Source organism: Pinisolibacter sp. (assembly GCF_036782435.1).
Taxonomy (GTDB): domain Bacteria; phylum Pseudomonadota; class Alphaproteobacteria; order Rhizobiales; family Ancalomicrobiaceae; genus CALBKH01.
Genome location: NZ_DAIPZB010000014.1, coordinates 42,465 through 59,552, shown reverse-complemented (window position 1 = coordinate 59,552; position 17,088 = coordinate 42,465). Strand labels below are relative to the sequence as shown.

Genomic DNA, 17,088 nt, shown 5'->3' with positions numbered 1-17,088 from the left:
GTGTGACGTCGGGAACGGTGTCGGAAAATCGCGGAACCGACATCAGCCGTGGGCGCGGCGACCGGCGGACTGGACGCGCACCGCTTCTTCCTGATCGACGGCGTCGAGCTGTTCGACCACCTGTTTCAGCGCCACCTCGACCTCGGGCAGCAGCACGTTCTCCAGCGCCTTGGCGCGACGTTCGATGCGACGATACTCCTGCGCCAGGCGCAGCAGATTGCTCGCGCTCACACCGATCGCGGCGGCGAGACGGGCGAGCTTCTCGAAGGCGAGGCGAGCAGCGACGGTCTCCGGCGACGGATCGATCGCCGCGGCGGCCGGCGCGGGTGCCGCCTCCACCGCCTCTGCCTCGACCATCGGCACGCCGAGGAAGCGATAGGGCGTGGTGCGTGGCGGCGGCGGCGCTTCGGCCGGCGCGGGATGGAGCTGGAGGGCATCGAGCCCGTGGCGTTCGACCGCGGCGGCGAGCGCGGTGCGGGCGAGGCGCGCCGCCTCCTGCCACTCGGCCCGATGCGCCTCCCACAGACGCAATTGACGCAACATCTCGCCGGCGAGCAGCATGCGCTTCTCGTCGAGGAATTCGAACCCCTGCCGCATCAGCCGGCGTTCTTCGCCGAGGGCGAGCGCGGCGGAGCGGGTGGGGACGATCTCACGCATGATCGCGCTCCATGTGGCGGTCGATCTGAGCGTCGTTGAGCCGCGACAGCTCGGCGATCGTCAACAGCCTGAGGAGCCGCCAGCCGACGGCCATGCTCTCCTCGAGGGTGCGCTCGGCGGGTTGCGCGATCAGTTCGCCTTCGAAACGATCGGCGAAGGCGAGATAGTCGCGGTCGATGGCGGTGAGGCCCTCCGAGCCGACGACGCTCGCCAGGACGCGGACACGGATCGACTTGGCGTAGGACGCGAAGAGCTGATTGGCCAGCGCCGGATGGTCGGGGTCGGTCCAGCCCTTGCCGATCCCCTTGTCCATCAACCGCGACAGCGACGGCAGGACGTTGATCGGCGGGTAGACGCCCTTGTGATCGAGGCCCTTGTCGAGCACCACCTGTCCCTCGGTGATGTAGCCGGTGAGATCGGGGATCGGGTGAGAGATATCCTCGGCCGGCATGGTGAGGATCGGCAACTGGGTCACCGTACCGCCGTAACCACGCATGCAGCCGGCGCGCTCGTAGATCGTCGCCAGATCCGAATACATGTAGCCGGGATAGCCCTTGCGCGACGGGATCTCGCCGTGGCTCGAGGAGACCTCGCGCAGCGCTTCGCAGTAGTTCGTCAGATCGGTCATGATGACCAGGACGTGGCGGCCCTCCTCGAAGGCGAGATATTCGGCGGCGGTCAGGGCGAAGCGCGGGGTGAGCAGGCGTTGGGTCGAGGGCTCGCTGGCGAGGTTGAGGAACATCACCGTGTGGGCGAGTGCGCCGGAATCCTGCATGGCGCGGCGGAAGTTCTCGGCGGCGTCGTGGGAGATGCCGATGCCGACGAAGACGATGGCGAATTCGCCGGAGCCCTCGCGGCGCAGGCGGGCGTTGACCGCGATCTCGGCGGCGATGCGATCGTGCGGCAGGCCGCCGGCGGAGAAGATCGGCAGCTTCTGACCGCGCACCAGCGAGTTCATCAGGTCGATGGCGGTGACGCCGGTCTCGATGAAGTCGCGCGGCAGTTCGCGTTCGGCCGGATTGAGGTTGCGGCCGTCGATGCGCTGGCGCAGCGAGGCGGCGACCGGCGGGCCGCCGTCGACGGGTCGACCGACGCCGTCGAAGATGCGGCCGAGCAGGCCGGGGCCGACGGCGAGATGGATCGGCTCGCCGAAGAAGCGCACCTTCACGTCGGCGAGGCCGAGGCCGACGGTCGATTCCAGCACCTCGACCACCATGGAGTCGTCGTCGAGGGCGGCGATGCGGCCGAGCCGCGGCGCCTCGCCCTCCTGCCAGATCTCGACCGCTTCGCCGAGGCCGACCTCGATGTTGCGCTTCAGGAACAGGAGCGGCCCTTCGATCGCGGTCGCCGTCCCTCGAACGGAGAGTTCAGGCCGCATGGGTTTCCTCCTTGGTCAGCCCGGCCATGGCGCTCTCCAGCGAGGCGCGCAGGCCGTCGAAGGCGGTGAGGTCGGACTGGCCGATCTCCTCGCCCATCCGTTGGAGCCGGCGCAGCACCGGCAGTTCGGCGATCGCCTGCGGCGCCACCCCGCGTTCGAGCGCGCCCTCGGACAGTTCGATGAAGCGCAGGATCAGTTGCAGGATCGAGGTCTGGCGTTCCGGCGAGCAGTAGCGGTCCTGGGCCGAATAGGCCGACTGACGCAGGAATCCCTCGTTGACCAGCTCGGCGCAGACGAGGGTCAGTTGCTGGGCCGGCGGCAGGGCGTCCTTGCCGACGATGCGGGCCATGCGTTCGAGGTCCGCCTGGGCCTCGAGCAGGGTGAGGAGGCGTTCGCGCTGGGCGACCCAACGCGGGTTGCCGCGCCGGGTCCACCAGTCGGCGAAGCGGACGGCGCCGTCGGAATAGGAATGCAGGGGGTGGATCGCCGGATAGAACCGCGCCTGGGCGCGTTCGCGGTCGAGACCCCAGAAGCAGCGGACGTAACGCTTGGTGTGGCTGGTCACCGGTTCGGAGAAGTCGCCGGCCGGCGGGCTGACGGCGCCGATGATGGTGAGCGAGCCGGTCTTGCCGGCGAGCGTGCGGACGCGGGCGGCGCGTTCGTAGAACTCGGCGAGACGCGACGAGAGATAGGCGGGATAGCCGGCTTCGCCCGGCAGTTCGCCGAGGCGGCCGGAGACCTCGCGCAGCGCCTCGGCCCAGCGGCTGGTCGAATCGGCCATGAGGGCGACATGGAGACCCTGGTCGCGGAAATATTCGCCGACGGTGACCGCCGTGTAGATCGACGCCTCGCGCGCCGCCACCGGCATGTTGGAGGTGTTGGCGATGATGACCGTGCGCTCCATCAGACGGCGGCCGGTGCGCGGGTCGGTGAGGTCGGGGAACTCGTGCAGCACCTCGGCCATCTCGTTGCCGCGTTCGCCGCAGCCGACGTAGATGATGATGTCGGCGTCGCACCATTTGGCGAGCGTCTCCTGCAACACCGTCTTGCCGGTGCCGAAGCCGCCCGGCAGGGCGGCGCGGCCGCCGCGGGCGACGGGGAAGAGCACGTCGAGGATGCGCTGGCCGGTGATCATCGGCTCGTCGGCAGGCAGGCGTTCGGCGACCGGGCGCGGCTTGCGCACCGGCCAGTGCTGGAAGAAGCCGAGGTCGTGGGTCCGGCCCATTTCGTCGACGAGGCGGCAGAGGACCGCGTCGCGGCCGTAGCGCCCCTCCTTGGCGACGAATTCGACGAGACCCGAGGCGCCCGGCGGCACCAGACAATCCTGGCGGATGCCGATGCCGGGGAGGTGGCCGAAGGCGGCCCCGGCCGTCAGATGCTGGCCGGTCCCGACGGTGGGGACGAAACCGAAGTCCTGCTCGACCGTCGAGGCGTCGAGCGGCCGCAGCAGGCCGTCGAAGATGTGGCCGAGGAGGCCGGGGCCGAGGGCGACGGACATCGGTCGGCCGGTGCCGGTGACCGTGTCACCGGGGCGCAGGCCGGTGGTGTCCTCGTAGACCTGGGCGATGAAGAGATCGCCATCGAGGCGGATGACCTCGCCGGGCAGGCGACGGGGGCCGACCTCGATCGCCTCGCCGATGCGGAACGGGTCGCGTGTCCGGGCGTGGAGCACCGGGCCACCGATCCATTGGATGCCGGCTGTCGACGGGGTCATGGGGTGTCTCCTGCGGTGGCGGACGCGGCGGCGCGCTCGCGGGCGATACCGGCGAGGAGCAGCGCCTGGACCGCCGGCTTGTCGGCGAGCAGCCGTTCCGGCGTGGCGTCGAGGACGACGCCGGGGGCGACGACCCGCAAGCCGGCTTCGAAATCGTCGACGGCGCGGAAACGGACGCCGCCGCGGGCCTCGGCCGGCAGCGCCTCGAGGAAGGCCCCGGCTTCGTCTTCGGCCCAGTCCTTCGGATGCTCGACGACCCAGTTGCCCGGGCGCAGCCGCTCGAAAGCCTGCCGCGCCAGAGCGATCGCCCACGACCGCCGGGCCGCGGCGTCGTTCCAGCGCTCGGCGACGGCGACGACCAGCATGGGGCAGCCGTCGCGCAGGTTGCCGGCGGCGAGCGCCTGATCGCGGACCCGCATCTCGGTGTCGATCTGCGCCTTGGCGCGGGCGAGACGGCGGGCGCCGTCGCGTTTCAGGTCCTCCATGGCGTCGTGGACGTGGCGCGTGGCGGCGGCGGCGGCCTCGCGGACGATCGCCTGCGCCTCGAGCCGCGCCGCATCGAGGAGGGCGCGGCACTCGGCCTCGCTCTGCGCTTCGATCTCGCGGACGAGATCGTCGGCGCGGGTGTCGGGGGCGGTGTCGGATGTCGTCACGATTCGATACCCAGGGTACTCCTGAGCCTCCCGGCGAGATCGGGTGGAGGGGTGCGGCCGAGGATGTCGGCGACCACCGAGACGATGGGCCGCTCGGCGACGAGAGCCGCGTCGAGTTCGGCCGGCGGGATCATCGCGGCGTAGTCGGCGGCGAGGATCACCAACGCGGCGCGGCGGCGTGCCTCGGCGAAGACGCGTGCGGTGTCGGCAGGGTCCGGCGTCACGACGTCGACACCGGCGAGCCGCCAACCCGTGGCGCCGAGTTCGTCACCGATGAACACGGTCGCGGTCATGTCAGCCGGCTCGGTTGAGGATGAGGATGGCGACGATCAGGCCGTAGATGGCGATACCTTCGGCGAGACCGACGATGATCAGCACGCGGCCGAGCAGTTCGGGCTTCTCGGCGAGCGCGCCGATGGCGGCGCTGCCGACCGAGGCCACGGCGATGCCGGCGGCGATGGTGCCGAGACCGGCGGCGGCGGCGGCGGCGGCCAGCGCCCACTGCACCACACCGGGATCGACCCCGGCTTGCGCCGCCGCTTCCGCCGCTCCGGCGGGCAGGCTCACCCAGAGAAGGCCGGTCAGGGCGACGACGACGGCCGCCGCGAGGGCGACGACGAGGCGGAGACGGTCGATGCGCATGGCGGAACCTCTCTGTTTCAGTCTCGAGGGGCCGCAGGAGCCCAGTCGAGACGCGGCGGCACGAGCGGCCGGAAGGGCCGACCGCCGCCGTGCAGGAAGCGGATGAAGAATTCGAAGAGGATGAGACGGGTGGTCTGGATGCCGACGACGAGGCCCTCCAGCGCCAGCACCAGGGCGTTGCCGAGGATCAGCACGATCCAGAAGCCGACCGGGCCGGAGACCTCGGCGACGCCGACGATCGCGGCGGCGAGGCCGGCATGGGCGAGGGCGAAGGCGCCGACGCGGGCGAAGGAGACGGTGTTGACCAGGAGCTGGACCATCGCCTCGGCGAATTCGGCGAGCGCCACACCGGCCGCGACGCGACGGTCGCCGGTGTCGATCACGGCGGCGCCGGCGACGAACCAGACGACGCCGACGAGCGCCGCCCAGGCGGCCGGGGCCCAGACGGCGGCGGCGAGCAGCGCCACATAGGCGAAGACGAGGCCGGCGCGATGCATCGCCCAATGGGCGAGTTCGCCGCGCCAATGGGCCTGGAACGCGTCGAGGGCGAGACCGACGAGGAGCAGCACGATGCCACCGAGGAGCGCGGTGACGAGCAGGGTGGTCGGGGCGCCGAGCGGATGGATCCACAGGGCGGGGAGGAGATCCTCGAGGCAGAAGACCGAGCCGAAGAGGAAGCCGAAGACCACCGCCGCGACGCCGCCGGGCACCAGGAGCGCCAGAACCGGCAGGCGACGGCGCAGCATGAGACCGGCACCGATCAACACGAGACCCTGGCCGACGTCGCCGAACATGAAGCCGAACATCAGCGGCGCGACGACGGCGAGGAGCGGACTGGCGTCGGCCTCGGCGCGGTCGGGGGTGCCGAGCAGCGAGGCGAAGACCTCGAACGGGCGGACCCATGGCGGATTGCGCAGGACCAACGGCGCTTCGGCGCCGGGCGGATCGGGCAGGATGCGCAGGAGGCCGCGGACACCGCGCCGGTCGAGCGCGGCGCGCAGGGCGTCGCCGTCCTCGTCGGTGGTCCAGCCGGTGACCCAGGCGAGGCGTTCGGAGCCGGCGACGTCGGCGGCGTTGCGGGCGAGCCAGTCGACGAGGGCGAAATCGCCCAGAGCCTCGGCGAGACCATGACGCTCGGAGAGCGCGGCGAGCCGGGTCTCGGCGGTGTGGCGTTCGATGGTGATCCGTTCGAGCCTGGCCTCGACCGCGGCGCGGGCGCCTTTCGGCGTCACCGGCAACCAATCGGGCAGCGGCACGACGCGGCCCTCGAGGGCGGGGATCAGGGCTTCGATCTCGGCGACCTCCCGGCGCGGCCCGAGGACCAGCACATGGGCGGCGGCGAGCCCCTCCCAGGTCTCCACCAGAGTGTGGGCCGGCGGCGCGGGCAGGCGGATACCGGCGGGCAGGCGATAGAGCCGCGCCGCCAATCGCGGACCGACGTCGGCGAGTTCGGCCGGATCGGGGCAATCGTCGCCGATGTCGAGGAGCGCGGCGCGCAGCATCTCGAGATCTTCGGTCTCGCGCCCCGTCGCCTCGATGGCGCGGATGATCGGATCGGCTTCCCTGCGCCACGCGACGAGCCGCGCCCAGGCGGCTTCGAGCAGCCGGCGCGGATGATCGGGCCGGTTGGCGAGCGGCGCCGCTTTCGGCCAATGACCGCCATGGGTGCGGGCGAGCCGACGGAAGGCGTCGAGCAGGCCGGCGGTGTCGGGCAGCAGCGAGCGACGGGTCGCGCCGGCCTCCACCTCGAGCTCGATCGCTCCGGTCTCGGCGAGCGCCTCGAGCGCCAACGGCGCGTCGGTCCCGACGGTGAGCAGTTCGAACCAGCGAGTGGGGCGCGGACGGAAGGTCATGCGGCCTCCTCGCCATGAGTTTCGTCGAACAGGGCGCGACGCAGGATGCCGCCGCGCAGCCGTTCGAGATCGACGAAGAGCAGCCCGAGATGGGCGACGGCGGCGAGCGCCGTACCGGCACCGGCGCGGAAGGCGCGTGCCAGGATGCGCTCGATCGCGGTCCGGGCCGGCTGATCCCGATGAGCGAGCGTCGCCCCCTCGGTGGCGGCGGCTCGCCGCACGGCCTCGATCAGATCACCGATCTCGCGGTTCGCGCCGACGCCGCCGGGCAGGCGCCGAATCCATTCGGCGATCCAGAGGTCGGCGACGCTCGGCGCCTCCCCACCGAGAGGCGGGACGAGCGGGGCGGCGGGGGAGTTGGCGAGGACGGCGGCACGGGCCGGCGGTTCGAGGCCGACGAGTTGGGCGAGCGTCGGTTCGTCCTCCGCCCAATCGGGCAGGGGTTCGCCTCTCAGCGCGCCGTCGACGAGCGGCAGAGCCGGGAGGAACGCGAGCCACAGCACGGCGGGCCGCCAGCGTGGGGGCAACCAAGCGGCGACCTCGCCGACCGCCCGTTCGACCTCGCGACGCAGCACCGCCTCGAGGGCGTGGCCGGAGAGCGCGGCGTCGAGACGCTCGCAATGGCGGCGCAGCGCGGTGGCGCGGGCGCGTTCGAGATGGAGGCGGAGCGAGCGGGCGGCTTCGAGCGTCCGCCAGTCGCCGTCCTGCAAGCGCTCGCCATGACGAGCCTGCAGGCGGGCCTGCGCATAGGCGAAGTCACGCGACGCTCTCATCGGTCCGCCCCGTCAACTCGCCGGCCAGACGCTCGATCACCCGCGTCAGAACCGCGGCTTCGGCCTCGTCGGAGCCCGCCCCCGGAGCGGGCGCGAGCAACGCTTCGAGACGCGCGATCTCCCGATCGATGCGCGCCATGTAGGCGATGTGGACACGGGAGATGCGGGCGTCGGCGCGGCGGGCGATCGCCTCTTCGCGCGCCCGGGCCGCGGCGACCATGGCGCCGGCGTCGCGACGCGCCTGCCGGATACGCTCCTCCGCCGCCCCTTCGGCCCGTAACACCGCCTCCACGGCGGCGGTCGAGGCACTCGCGCTCCGGGTCGGCGGCGTTCTCGTCATGATCCGATCTCCTCGATCAGATCCCCGGTGGATCGTTCCCGCCGGGACGGAGCAGGACCGGTCCCAGGATCTTCGGCGCCGAGGTGGCACCGTGAAATATGAGGATAAACTTATATATCGTTTCCAAGTTACGCCATGCGATAGATCAATCGGCCGGATTTCCGTCGTTTTCGGCAGCGTTTTCGCCGGCCTCGTCGGCGACGACACCGCCTCGAACGACGGTTCGGCATCGATATTCCAGGACCGCCGCCCGTGCGCCATCGCCGGGACGATCGGGCGGGCGGTGCGGTGACGAGACGAGACCACCGAAGCAGCACCACTCGGGGGAGAAAGTGCCGCTCCTGTCGGCCGATCCGAGCCCCGTGGCGAGGCCCCCCTGCCCCGCGTTCGAAATCTGGGCAACGTTGTTGCACTGCCCGATTCATGTGCATTCGCTCATATTGCAGTGCCGTTCGCTCGAGCGGCGGCCGCTGCGACGATCCTCCGGCCTTCGCCTTCTCCGACTGATTCTCTTGGCGAATCCGACTTTCGCGAAGGTTGGCACGACCTCTGCTAGGAGAGAGGCGGTCAACGACGACCCACCGTCCAACGGATCGGAACCCAGCGTCGGGTTCTCAGTCACGGATGGCATCGTCCCGGCGGTTCGCGCTCCCTTTCCCGATGAAGGCGCGACGACAGGCGGGGGACGGTGCCGGGTCGTCGCCATCTCCCGAACTCGGCGCCGACCCTCGTGACGATCCGCAACCGATCGAAACCGAGGGGCATCCATGTCGAACCGTTCGTTCACTCTCTCGCGCCGTCGCTTCCTTCTCTCCGCCGCCGCCATCGGCGCCGCGACGCTCGCTTCGACCTCGGTCGTGTCCAAGGCGCTGGCCGCGCCGCTGAAGCTCGAAAAGGACGTGGTGAAGCTCGGCTTCATCAAGCTCACCGACATGGCGCCGCTCGCCATCGCGCTGGAGAAGGGATTCTTCGACGACGAGGGGCTTCAGGTTTCGCTCGAGGCGCAGGCCAACTGGAAGGTCCTGCTCGACCGCGTCATCACCGGCGAGCTCGACGGCTCGCACATGCTGGCCGGCCAGCCGATCGGCGCGACCATCGGTTTCGGCACCCAGGCGGAGGTCATCACACCGCTGTCGATGGACCTCAACGGCAACGGCATCACCGTGTCGAACGCCATCTGGGCGGAGATGAAGAAGCACCTGAAGACGGGTGCCGACGGCAAGCCGGAGCACCCGATCTCGGCCGCGGCGCTGAAGCCGGTGATCGACGGCCTCAAGGCCGAGGGCAAGTCCTTCAAGATGGGCATGGTGTTCCCGGTCTCCACCCACAACTACGAACTGCGCTACTGGCTCGCCGCCGGCGGCGTGCATCCCGGCTTCTATTCGGCCGAGAACGTTTCCGGCCAGATCCTGGCCGAGGCGCTGCTCTCGGTCACGCCCCCACCGCAGATGCCGGCCACCATGGAGGCCGGTACCATCATGGGTTACTGCGTCGGCGAGCCGTGGAACCAGGCGGCGGTGTTCAAGGGCATCGGCGTGCCGGTGATCACCGACGACGAGATCTGGAAGAACAACCCGGAGAAGGTCTTCGGCGTCACCAAGAAGTGGGCCGAAGAGAACCCCAACACGCTCCTCGCCATCACCAAGGCGATGATCCGCGCCTGCATGTGGCTCGACGAGGGTGACGGCAAGAACCGCGCCGAGGCGGTGAAGATCCTTTCCAAGTCCGAGTACGTCGGCGCCGATCCGCAGGTCATCGCCAATTCGATGACCGGCACCTTCGAGTACGAGAAGGGCGACAAGCGTCCGGTTCCGGACTTCAACGTCTTCTTCAAGTACTTCGCCACCTACCCCTTCTATTCCGACGCGGTGTGGTACCTCACCCAGATGCGCCGTTGGGGTCAGATCGGCGAAGCGAAGACCGACGCCTGGTACGACGAGACCGCCAAGAAGGTCTATCGCCCGGACATCTACGTGAAGGCCGCCGAATTGCTGGTCGCCGAAGGCAAGGCCAAGAAGGAGGACTTCCCCTTCGGCTCCGACGGCTACAAGCCGGTCGACAACGGCTTCATGGACAAGGTGCCGTACGACGGCAAGAAGCCCAACGCCTACATCGACAGCCTGAAGATCGGCCTCAAGGGCGCCCAGAAGGTCGTCGGCAACGCCGTCGAGGGCTGATGCGCCTCGCGCGGGGCCTCGGCCCCGCTCCCGAGACGGGACGGTGCGCCCGAAATCGCGCCGTCCCGGACTCCCCGGATCCCACTTCGCCCGGAACCCCTTCGTAAGACCCGCCGACCCCACCCGACGCGGTCGCCATCCGAGGACAGCCCCATGACCATCGCCACCGACCAGCTCGTCGCCGATGCCGAGACCCGCGCCGCGCGCGAGGCCCGGCGCCAGCGCTGGTTCTCCCGCATCACCAAGATCGAGGGCTATCTCTCGGTTCTCGGTCTCGGCTTCGTGGTGCCGATCCTCAAGATGATCGGCGGCGACAACGTCAAGACCCAGTCGAAGGAACTGTGGCGTCTGGCCGGCGTGCCGATCGTCGCGATGGTGATCTTCCTCGGCATCTGGGCGGTGCTCGCCCCGCGCGTCCAGACCTCGCTCGGCGCCATCCCCGGACCGGCGGAGGTGTGGGAGCAGGTGACGGTGCTGGTCGCCGACCACAACGCCGAGCGCGCCAAGGAGAAGGCGTTCTACGAACGTCAGGACAAGCGCAACGCGGAGCTGCGTGCCGCCGATCCCAATGCCGAGATCAAGGTGCGTTCCTACGTCGGCAAGCCGACCTACATCGACAAGATCCTGACCTCGCTGAAGACCGTCTTCACCGGCTTCCTGATCGGCACGGCGATGGCCATCCCGCTCGGCATTCTCGCCGGCCTGTCGCCGACGGTGAACGCGGCGATCAACCCCTTCGTGCAGATCTTCAAGCCGGTGTCGCCGCTGGCCTGGCTGCCGCTCGTCACCATGGTGGTCTCGGCGCTCTACACCTCGACCGATCCGATGTTCGAGAAGTCGTTCCTGGTTTCGGCGATCACCGTGACGCTGTGCTCGCTGTGGCCGACGCTGATCAACACCTCGCTCGGCGTCGCCTCGATCGACAAGGACCTGATGAACGTCGCCAAGGTGCTGCGTCTCGGCTGGGCCAAGAAGGTGTTCAAGCTGGTCATCCCGTCGTCGCTGCCGCTGATCTTCACCGGCATGCGTCTGTCGCTGGGCGTGGGCTGGATGGTGCTGATCGCCGCCGAGATGCTCGCCCAGAACCCCGGCCTCGGCAAGTTCGTGTGGGACGAGTTCCAGAACGGCTCCTCCTCGTCGCTCGCCCGCATCATGGTCGCCGTCTTCACCATCGGCATCATCGGCTTCCTGCTCGACCGCGTGATGTACGCGCTCCAGGCCGCCTTCACCTTCTCCGGCAAGCGTTGAGGGGGCGGACCATGAGCGAACCCACGCCCATCCTCGAGCTGAAGAACGTCTCCAAGAGCTACGTCTCCGGCTCCGACGTCACCCACGTCCTCTCCGACGTGAACCTCAAGATCCGCGAGGGCGAGTTCGTCGCCATCCTCGGCTTCTCCGGCTCGGGCAAGACGACACTGATCTCGACCATCGCCGGCCTCGTCACGCCCGACGCGGGCGAGGTGACGATGAAGGGCGTGCCGGTGACGGCGCCCGGCCCGGAGCGCGGCATGGTGTTCCAGTCCTACTCGCTGATGCCGTGGCTGTCGGTCCACGGCAACATCGAGCTGGCGGTGGAAACGGTGTTCCCGAACGAGAGCAAGGCCGACCGTTCGGCGCGCATCGCCAGGTACATCGAGATGGTCGGCCTCTCCCACGCCGCCGACCGCAAGCCGGCGGAGCTCTCCGGCGGCATGCGCCAGCGCGTCGGCATCGCCCGGGCGCTGGCCATGAGCCCCGAGGTGCTGCTGCTCGACGAGCCGCTGTCGGCGCTCGACGCCCTGACCCGCTCCAAGCTCCAGGACGAGATCGAGCGCATCTGGGAGGAGGACAAGAAAACCGTCGTCCTCATCACCAACGACGTCGACGAGGCGCTGCTGCTGGCCGACCGGGTCATCCCGCTCACCATCGGACCCGGCGCGACGCTGGCCAAGGAATTCGTCATCGACCTGCCGCGGCCGCGTGATCGCACCGCCGCCAACCACGACCCCGAGTTCAAGCGCCTGCGCGCCGAGATCACCCAGTACCTGATGGACATGGGCATCGAGCAGGGCTCGGGCGAGGACGACGGCCGGCATCTGCCGGAGGTCATCCCGGTGCACTTCCGCGAGGACGTCGCCAAGGCCAAGGCGGCGGCGCGGGAAGCGCGCGCCGCGATCAAGGCCGGCGGCGAACTGCCCAAGGCCTGGGCCGAGGCGGCGCGGCCGAAGACCGGCATCATGGAGCGCTACGTCGAATTCGACGAGGTCAAGAAGATCTATCCGACGCCGAGGGGACCGCTGACCGTCGTCGACGGCTTCGATCTCAACGTCAAGCGCGGCGAGTTCATCTCGCTGATCGGCCACTCCGGCTGCGGCAAGTCGACGGTGCTGACCATGGTCGCCGGCCTCACCGACGTGTCGATGGGCGGCATCGTGCTCGACGGCCGCGAAGTCTACCAGGCCGGCCCCGACCGCGCCGTCGTGTTCCAGGCGCCGAGCCTGTTCCCGTGGCTGACCGCCAAGGAGAACGTGCTGCTCGGTTGCGACGAGGTCTATCCGACCTCGTCGAAGGCGGAAAAGGTCGACGTCGCCGAGTACTACCTCGCCCGCGTCGGTCTCGGCGACGCCATGGACAAGCCGGCCGCCGACATGTCGAACGGCATGCGCCAGCGCGTCGGCATCGCCCGCGCCTTCGCGCTCAGCCCGAAGCTGCTGCTCCTCGACGAACCCTTCGGCATGCTCGACAGCCTCACCCGCTGGCAGTTGCAGGAGGTGCTGATGGAGGTGTGGACCCGCACCCAGGTCACCGCCATCTGCGTCACCCACGACGTCGACGAAGCGATCCTGCTCGCCGACCGGGTGGTGATGATGACCAACGGCCCGAACGCCAAGATCGGCCGCGTCGTCGACGTCGACATACCGCGCCCGCGCTCGCGCAAGGCGCTGCTCGAACACCCCGATTACTACCTCTACCGCGAACAGGTCCTGAGCTTCCTCGAGGAGTACGAGAAAGGCCATCACGGCGAGGAGAAGACCGAAGCGAAGCCGACGGCCGCCGAGAAGAGCGCCGGCGCGAGGGAGGCCGCGTGATGGAAAGCGCATCCGAGAACACGACTTCGACCTTCATCCAGGCCTCCGAGGTCTGGGTGCCGAAGGATGGACGCCTCGTCCACGGCGGCGGCGACTACGGCGATCTCGCCGACTTCGCGGCGGTCTCCGGCAAGGAGAGCTTCGGCCCCGGCGAGGGTCTGCCCGGAAAGGCCTGGGCGGAAGGACGTCCGGTCGTCCTGAAGGAGTTCGACGGCTCCTACTTCAAGCGCACCGAGGCGGCCAAGGCGGCGGGTCTGACCTGCGCGGTGGCCGTGCCGGTGTTCGACGGGGCCGAGCTGAAGGCCGTCCTGGTGGTGCTGTGCGGCGACGACGCCGTGCGCACCGGCGCCATCGAGGTGTGGCGCGAGGACAACCGCCTGCTGATGCTCGAGGACGGCTACTACGGCGCCGCCAAGCACTTCGAGTGGGTGTCGAAGCACACCCAGTTCCCGCGCGGCCAGGGGCTGCCCGGCGGGGTGTGGGCGTCGATGACGCCGATGATGATGCGCGATCTCGGCTCGGGCTACCGCTTCATCCGCGCCGACGCCGCCGGCAGGGCGGGGCTGACCACCGGCCTCGGCCTGCCGGTCCCGACGCCCGGTCACGACACCTACGTGCTGACGCTCCTGTCGGCGCGCGGCACGCCGCTCGCCCGCCGTTTCGAGATGTGGGACGCCCGCTCGGCGGTCGTCGGCTCGAAGAAGGAAGCGATCCTCGTCGACGGCATCTGCGAGCGCGAGGGCGCGCTGTGGGTCGACGAGACCGGCACGCCGGCCCGCGCCAAGGCCTGGGAAGGCCCGGTCGGCCGGGCGCTCGGCTCCGGCCTGCCGGTGGTCGAGCGCGGCCCCGCCGGACTGCCGGCCGGCTACACCACCATGGTCGCCCTGCCCATCCATCAGGGCGGCGAACTCGCTCACATCGTCGCCTGGTACTGCTGAGGAACTGACCCCATGAAGAAACTCGTCGTCATCGGCGCCGGCATGGCGTCCGGCCGGGCGCTGGAGCACCTCTTCGAGGCCGATCCCTCGGCCTATGAAGTGACGCTGTTCAACGCCGAACCGCGCGGCAACTACAACCGCATCATGCTCTCCCCGGTCCTCTCCGGTGAGAAGAGCTTCGCCGAGATCGTCACCCACGACGACGATTGGTACGCGGCCAACAAGGTCGCCTGCCGCTTCGGCGAGCGTGTCGTCTCGATCGATCGCGACCGCAAGGTGGTCGTCGGCGAGAAGGGCGAGGTCGCCTACGACAAGCTGCTGATCGCCACCGGCTCGGCGCCGTTCATCATCCCGGTCCCGGGCAAGGAGCTGAAGGGCGTCGTCGCCTATCGCGACCTCGAGGACACCAACGCGATGATCGAGGCCTCGGCGACGCCGGGCGCCAAGGCCGTGGTGATCGGCGGCGGCCTGCTCGGTCTCGAAGCCGCCGCCGGCCTGCGCCTGCGCGGCATGGAGGTGACGGTCATCCATCTGATGGGCCATCTGATGGAGCGCCAGCTCGATCCGTCGGCCGGCTATCTCCTGCAGAAGGACCTGGAGAAGCGCGGCATCTCCATCCTGGTCAACGCCTCGACCAAGGCGATCGTCGGATCGGAGAAGGTCGAGGGCGTCGAACTCGCCGACGGGACCCTCATCCCCGCCGATCTCGTGGTCATGGCGGTCGGCATTCGTCCCGAGACCACCGTCGCCAAGGCGGCCGGCCTCGAGGTGGGGCGCGGCGTCAAGGTGACGTCGCAGATGGTGACCTCCGACCCGGACGTGCTGGCGCTCGGCGAATGCGTCGAGTTTGAGGGCCTGCTCTTCGGCCTCGTCGCGCCGCTCTACGATCAGGCCAAGGTCGTCGCCAAGACGCTGATGGGCGAAGAGGCCGCCTTCGTGCCGAAGGAACTCTCGACCAAGCTCAAGGTCACCGGCTGCGACCTGTTCTCCGCCGGCGACTTCGCGGAGGCCGAGGGCCGCGAGGACATCGTCCTGCGCGATCCCGCGCGCGGCGTCTATCGCCGCGTCGTTCTCGAGGGCGACCGCGTCGTCGGCGCCGTCATGTACGGCGACACGGCGGAGGGCAGCTGGTTCTTCGACCTGATCCGCGACGGCACCGACGTCTCGGAGATGCGCGACACGCTGATCTTCGGCCAGTCCTACCAGGGGGGCGCCCCCCTGGACCCTATGGCGGCCGTTGCAGCCTTGCCGGATGACGCTGAGATCTGCGGCTGCAACGGCGTCTGCAAGGGTGCCATCGTCTCGGCGATCAAGAGCCAGGGGCTCACCACCCTCGACGAGGTCAAGGCGGTGACCAAGGCCTCGGCGTCCTGCGGCCAGTGCACCCCGAAGGTCGAGCAGGTGCTCGCCTTCACCCTCGGCGACGCCTTCAAGGCGTCGGCCCGCAAGACCATGTGCAAGTGCACCGACCACACCCACACGGAAGTGCGCGAGACGATCCGCGCCAAGGGGCTGAAGTCGATCCCGGCGGTGATGCAGGAACTCGGCTGGAAGACGCCGAACGGCTGCGCCACCTGCCGCCCGGCGCTCAACTACTATCTGGTCTGCGACTGGCCGGGCGAATACGTCGACGACGGCCGCTCGCGCTTCATCAACGAGCGCGTCCACGCCAACATCCAGAAGGACGGCACCTTCTCGGTCGTGCCGCGCATGTGGGGTGGCCTGACCACCGCCGCGGAGCTGCGCGCCATCGCCGACATCGCCGAGAAGCACGAGGTGCCGCTCGTCAAGATGACCGGCGGCCAGCGCATCGACCTGCTCGGCATCGAGAAGGAGAACCTGCCGGCGATCTGGAAGGACCTCAACGACATCGGGCTCGTCTCCGGCCACGCCTATTCCAAGGGCCTCCGGACGGTGAAGACCTGCGTCGGCAAGTCGTGGTGCCGCTTCGGCACGCAGGACAGCATGGGGCTCGGCGTCAAGCTGGAGAAGCTGATGTGGGCGTCGTGGACGCCGGCCAAGGTCAAGCTCGCCGTCTCCGGCTGCCCGCGCAACTGCTCGGAAGCGACGGTCAAGGACATCGGCGTGATCTGCGTCGACTCGGGCTACGACATCCACATCTCCGGCGCGGCCGGCCTGCACGTGCGGGCGACCGACCTCCTCTGCCACGTCGACACCGAAGAGGAGGCGCTCGAGTACTCCGGCGCGGTGCTGCAGATGTACCGTGAGGGCGCGATCTACCTCGAGCGCATCTACAAGTGGCAGGAGCGCGTCGGCCTCGACACGATCAAGCAGGCCATCGTCGAAGACGCGGCGAGCCGCAAGGCGCTGTGGGAGCGGTTCCTGCTGTCGCAGAAATTCGCGCAGGTCGACCCCTGGGCCGAGCGTGTCGCCGGCCACGAGAGCCACGAGTTCTCGCCCATCACCATCGTTCCGGCGCTGGCCGCCGAGTGAGACGGAGAGACGTTCCATGTCCGACTGGTACGACATCTGCGCCTTCGACGACGTCCCGGCGCTCGGCGCCCGCACCGTTCGCGTCGGTGCGCACGAGATCGCGATCTTCCGCACCGCCGACGATCACGTTTTCGCGCTGGAGAACAAGTGCCCGCACAAGGGCGGGCCGCTCTCCGAAGGCATCGTCCACGGCCGCAAGGTCGCCTGCCCGCTGCACAACTGGGTGATCGACCTGGAGAGCGGCAAGGCCACCGGCGCCGACGAGGGCTGCGCCGAGGAATATGCCGTGAAGGTCGAGGGCGGGCGTATCCGCCTCGAGGTTCCGGCGAGCCTCCTCGCGGCGGAGTGAGGCGAAGCTCCCCGATAATCGCCGATGGCGGCCGACCCGCGCCGCCGCCGGCGGATCCCGAACCGGCCGGTCACCGGATGACGACGGCGACG

15 protein-coding genes are annotated in these 17,088 nt (G+C 69.6%); 6 read left to right on the top strand and 9 right to left on the bottom strand.

The genetic code is table 11. From position 1 onward, the window contains the following. Positions 1-42: 42 nt before the first annotated feature. From V7Q42_RS08235 to V7Q42_RS08195, 9 genes are read right to left on the bottom strand one after another with little or no spacing between them, the layout of a single operon-like run. Positions 43-657, bottom strand: a complete 615-nt coding sequence (locus V7Q42_RS08235) for a V-type ATP synthase subunit D (RefSeq protein WP_333823484.1) — start codon at positions 655-657, stop codon at positions 43-45. Then, positions 650-2,035: a V-type ATP synthase subunit B gene (locus V7Q42_RS08230; protein WP_333823483.1), complete on the bottom strand. Its 1,386-nt coding sequence runs from the start codon at positions 2,033-2,035 to the stop codon at positions 650-652. The genes V7Q42_RS08235 and V7Q42_RS08230 overlap by 8 nt, the downstream gene beginning before the upstream one ends. Further along, entirely contained in the window at positions 2,025-3,749 is a 1,725-nt protein-coding gene (locus V7Q42_RS08225; RefSeq protein WP_333823482.1) for a V-type ATP synthase subunit A, read from the bottom strand. Before V7Q42_RS08225 ends, V7Q42_RS08230 begins: the two co-directional genes overlap by 11 nt. Further along, positions 3,746-4,402 (bottom strand): hypothetical protein, encoded by a 657-nt coding sequence (locus V7Q42_RS08220; protein ID WP_333823481.1) that lies wholly within the window; start codon positions 4,400-4,402, stop codon positions 3,746-3,748. Before V7Q42_RS08220 ends, V7Q42_RS08225 begins: the two co-directional genes overlap by 4 nt. Then, positions 4,399-4,695 carry a hypothetical protein gene (locus V7Q42_RS08215; protein ID WP_333823480.1) on the bottom strand — a complete coding sequence of 99 codons (297 nt, stop codon included), beginning with the start codon at positions 4,693-4,695 and terminating at the stop codon, positions 4,399-4,401. The genes V7Q42_RS08220 and V7Q42_RS08215 overlap by 4 nt, the downstream gene beginning before the upstream one ends. 1 nt (position 4,696) lies before the next feature. Next, the gene (locus V7Q42_RS08210) at positions 4,697-5,044 is read right to left on the bottom strand and encodes an ATP synthase subunit C (protein WP_333823479.1); all 348 of its coding nucleotides are present in this window, start codon (positions 5,042-5,044) and stop codon (positions 4,697-4,699) included. 17 nt (positions 5,045-5,061) lie between these two features. After that, positions 5,062-6,897 (bottom strand): hypothetical protein, encoded by a 1,836-nt coding sequence (locus V7Q42_RS08205; RefSeq protein ID WP_333823477.1) that lies wholly within the window; start codon positions 6,895-6,897, stop codon positions 5,062-5,064. Continuing rightward, entirely contained in the window at positions 6,894-7,670 is a 777-nt protein-coding gene (locus tag V7Q42_RS08200) for a hypothetical protein (RefSeq protein ID WP_333823475.1), read from the bottom strand. Before V7Q42_RS08200 ends, V7Q42_RS08205 begins: the two co-directional genes overlap by 4 nt. Beyond that, the gene (locus tag V7Q42_RS08195; RefSeq protein ID WP_333823473.1) at positions 7,654-8,010 is read right to left on the bottom strand and encodes a hypothetical protein; all 357 of its coding nucleotides are present in this window, start codon (positions 8,008-8,010) and stop codon (positions 7,654-7,656) included. The genes V7Q42_RS08200 and V7Q42_RS08195 overlap by 17 nt, the downstream gene beginning before the upstream one ends. A 767-nt stretch (positions 8,011-8,777) precedes the next feature. Between V7Q42_RS08195 and V7Q42_RS08190 the strand changes: the two genes are divergently transcribed. The 6 genes from V7Q42_RS08190 (at position 8,778) to nirD (ending at position 16,996) form a co-directional block, all read left to right on the top strand. Continuing rightward, positions 8,778-10,187, top strand: coding sequence for a CmpA/NrtA family ABC transporter substrate-binding protein (locus tag V7Q42_RS08190; protein WP_333823472.1), 1,410 nt, complete (start codon positions 8,778-8,780; stop codon positions 10,185-10,187). Positions 10,188-10,340: 153 nt separating this feature from the next. Further along, a complete protein-coding gene (locus tag V7Q42_RS08185) occupies positions 10,341-11,435 on the top strand; it encodes an ABC transporter permease (RefSeq protein ID WP_333823471.1) in 1,095 nt (364 codons plus the stop codon). An 11-nt stretch (positions 11,436-11,446) separates the two neighbouring features. After that, positions 11,447-13,255, top strand: a complete 1,809-nt coding sequence (locus V7Q42_RS08180) for an ABC transporter ATP-binding protein (RefSeq protein WP_333823470.1) — start codon at positions 11,447-11,449, stop codon at positions 13,253-13,255. Further along, positions 13,255-14,193, top strand: coding sequence for a GAF domain-containing protein (locus tag V7Q42_RS08175; protein WP_333823469.1), 939 nt, complete (start codon positions 13,255-13,257; stop codon positions 14,191-14,193). Before V7Q42_RS08180 ends, V7Q42_RS08175 begins: the two co-directional genes overlap by 1 nt. 12 nt (positions 14,194-14,205) lie before the next feature. Further along, positions 14,206-16,647, top strand: a complete 2,442-nt coding sequence (nirB, locus tag V7Q42_RS08170) for a nitrite reductase large subunit NirB (RefSeq protein WP_333823468.1) — start codon at positions 14,206-14,208, stop codon at positions 16,645-16,647. Positions 16,648-16,663: 16 nt separating this feature from the next. Further along, complete coding sequence (gene nirD, locus V7Q42_RS08165; RefSeq protein WP_333823467.1) at positions 16,664-16,996, top strand: nitrite reductase small subunit NirD; 333 nt, start codon at positions 16,664-16,666, stop codon at positions 16,994-16,996. The last annotated feature ends 92 nt before the right edge of the window (positions 16,997-17,088 follow it).

Bases quoted from the DNA above. Each gene is read 5' to 3' on its own strand.
- V7Q42_RS08235 (WP_333823484.1), bottom strand. From the start codon at position 657: ATGCGTGAGATCGTCCCCACCCGCTCCGCCGCGCTCGCCCTCGGCGAA.
- V7Q42_RS08230 (WP_333823483.1), bottom strand. From the start codon at position 2,035: ATGCGGCCTGAACTCTCCGTTCGAGGGACGGCGACCGCGATCGAAGGG.
- V7Q42_RS08225 (WP_333823482.1), bottom strand. From the start codon at position 3,749: ATGACCCCGTCGACAGCCGGCATCCAATGGATCGGTGGCCCGGTGCTC.
- V7Q42_RS08215 (WP_333823480.1), bottom strand. From the start codon at position 4,695: ATGACCGCGACCGTGTTCATCGGTGACGAACTCGGCGCCACGGGTTGG.
- V7Q42_RS08210 (WP_333823479.1), bottom strand. From the start codon at position 5,044: ATGCGCATCGACCGTCTCCGCCTCGTCGTCGCCCTCGCGGCGGCCGTC.
- V7Q42_RS08205 (WP_333823477.1), bottom strand. From the start codon at position 6,897: ATGACCTTCCGTCCGCGCCCCACTCGCTGGTTCGAACTGCTCACCGTC.
- V7Q42_RS08200 (WP_333823475.1), bottom strand. From the start codon at position 7,670: ATGAGAGCGTCGCGTGACTTCGCCTATGCGCAGGCCCGCCTGCAGGCT.
- V7Q42_RS08195 (WP_333823473.1), bottom strand. From the start codon at position 8,010: ATGACGAGAACGCCGCCGACCCGGAGCGCGAGTGCCTCGACCGCCGCC.
- V7Q42_RS08190 (WP_333823472.1), top strand. From the start codon at position 8,778: ATGTCGAACCGTTCGTTCACTCTCTCGCGCCGTCGCTTCCTTCTCTCC.
- V7Q42_RS08185 (WP_333823471.1), top strand. From the start codon at position 10,341: ATGACCATCGCCACCGACCAGCTCGTCGCCGATGCCGAGACCCGCGCC.
- V7Q42_RS08180 (WP_333823470.1), top strand. From the start codon at position 11,447: ATGAGCGAACCCACGCCCATCCTCGAGCTGAAGAACGTCTCCAAGAGC.
- V7Q42_RS08175 (WP_333823469.1), top strand. From the start codon at position 13,255: ATGGAAAGCGCATCCGAGAACACGACTTCGACCTTCATCCAGGCCTCC.
- nirB (WP_333823468.1), top strand. From the start codon at position 14,206: ATGAAGAAACTCGTCGTCATCGGCGCCGGCATGGCGTCCGGCCGGGCG.
- nirD (WP_333823467.1), top strand. From the start codon at position 16,664: ATGTCCGACTGGTACGACATCTGCGCCTTCGACGACGTCCCGGCGCTC.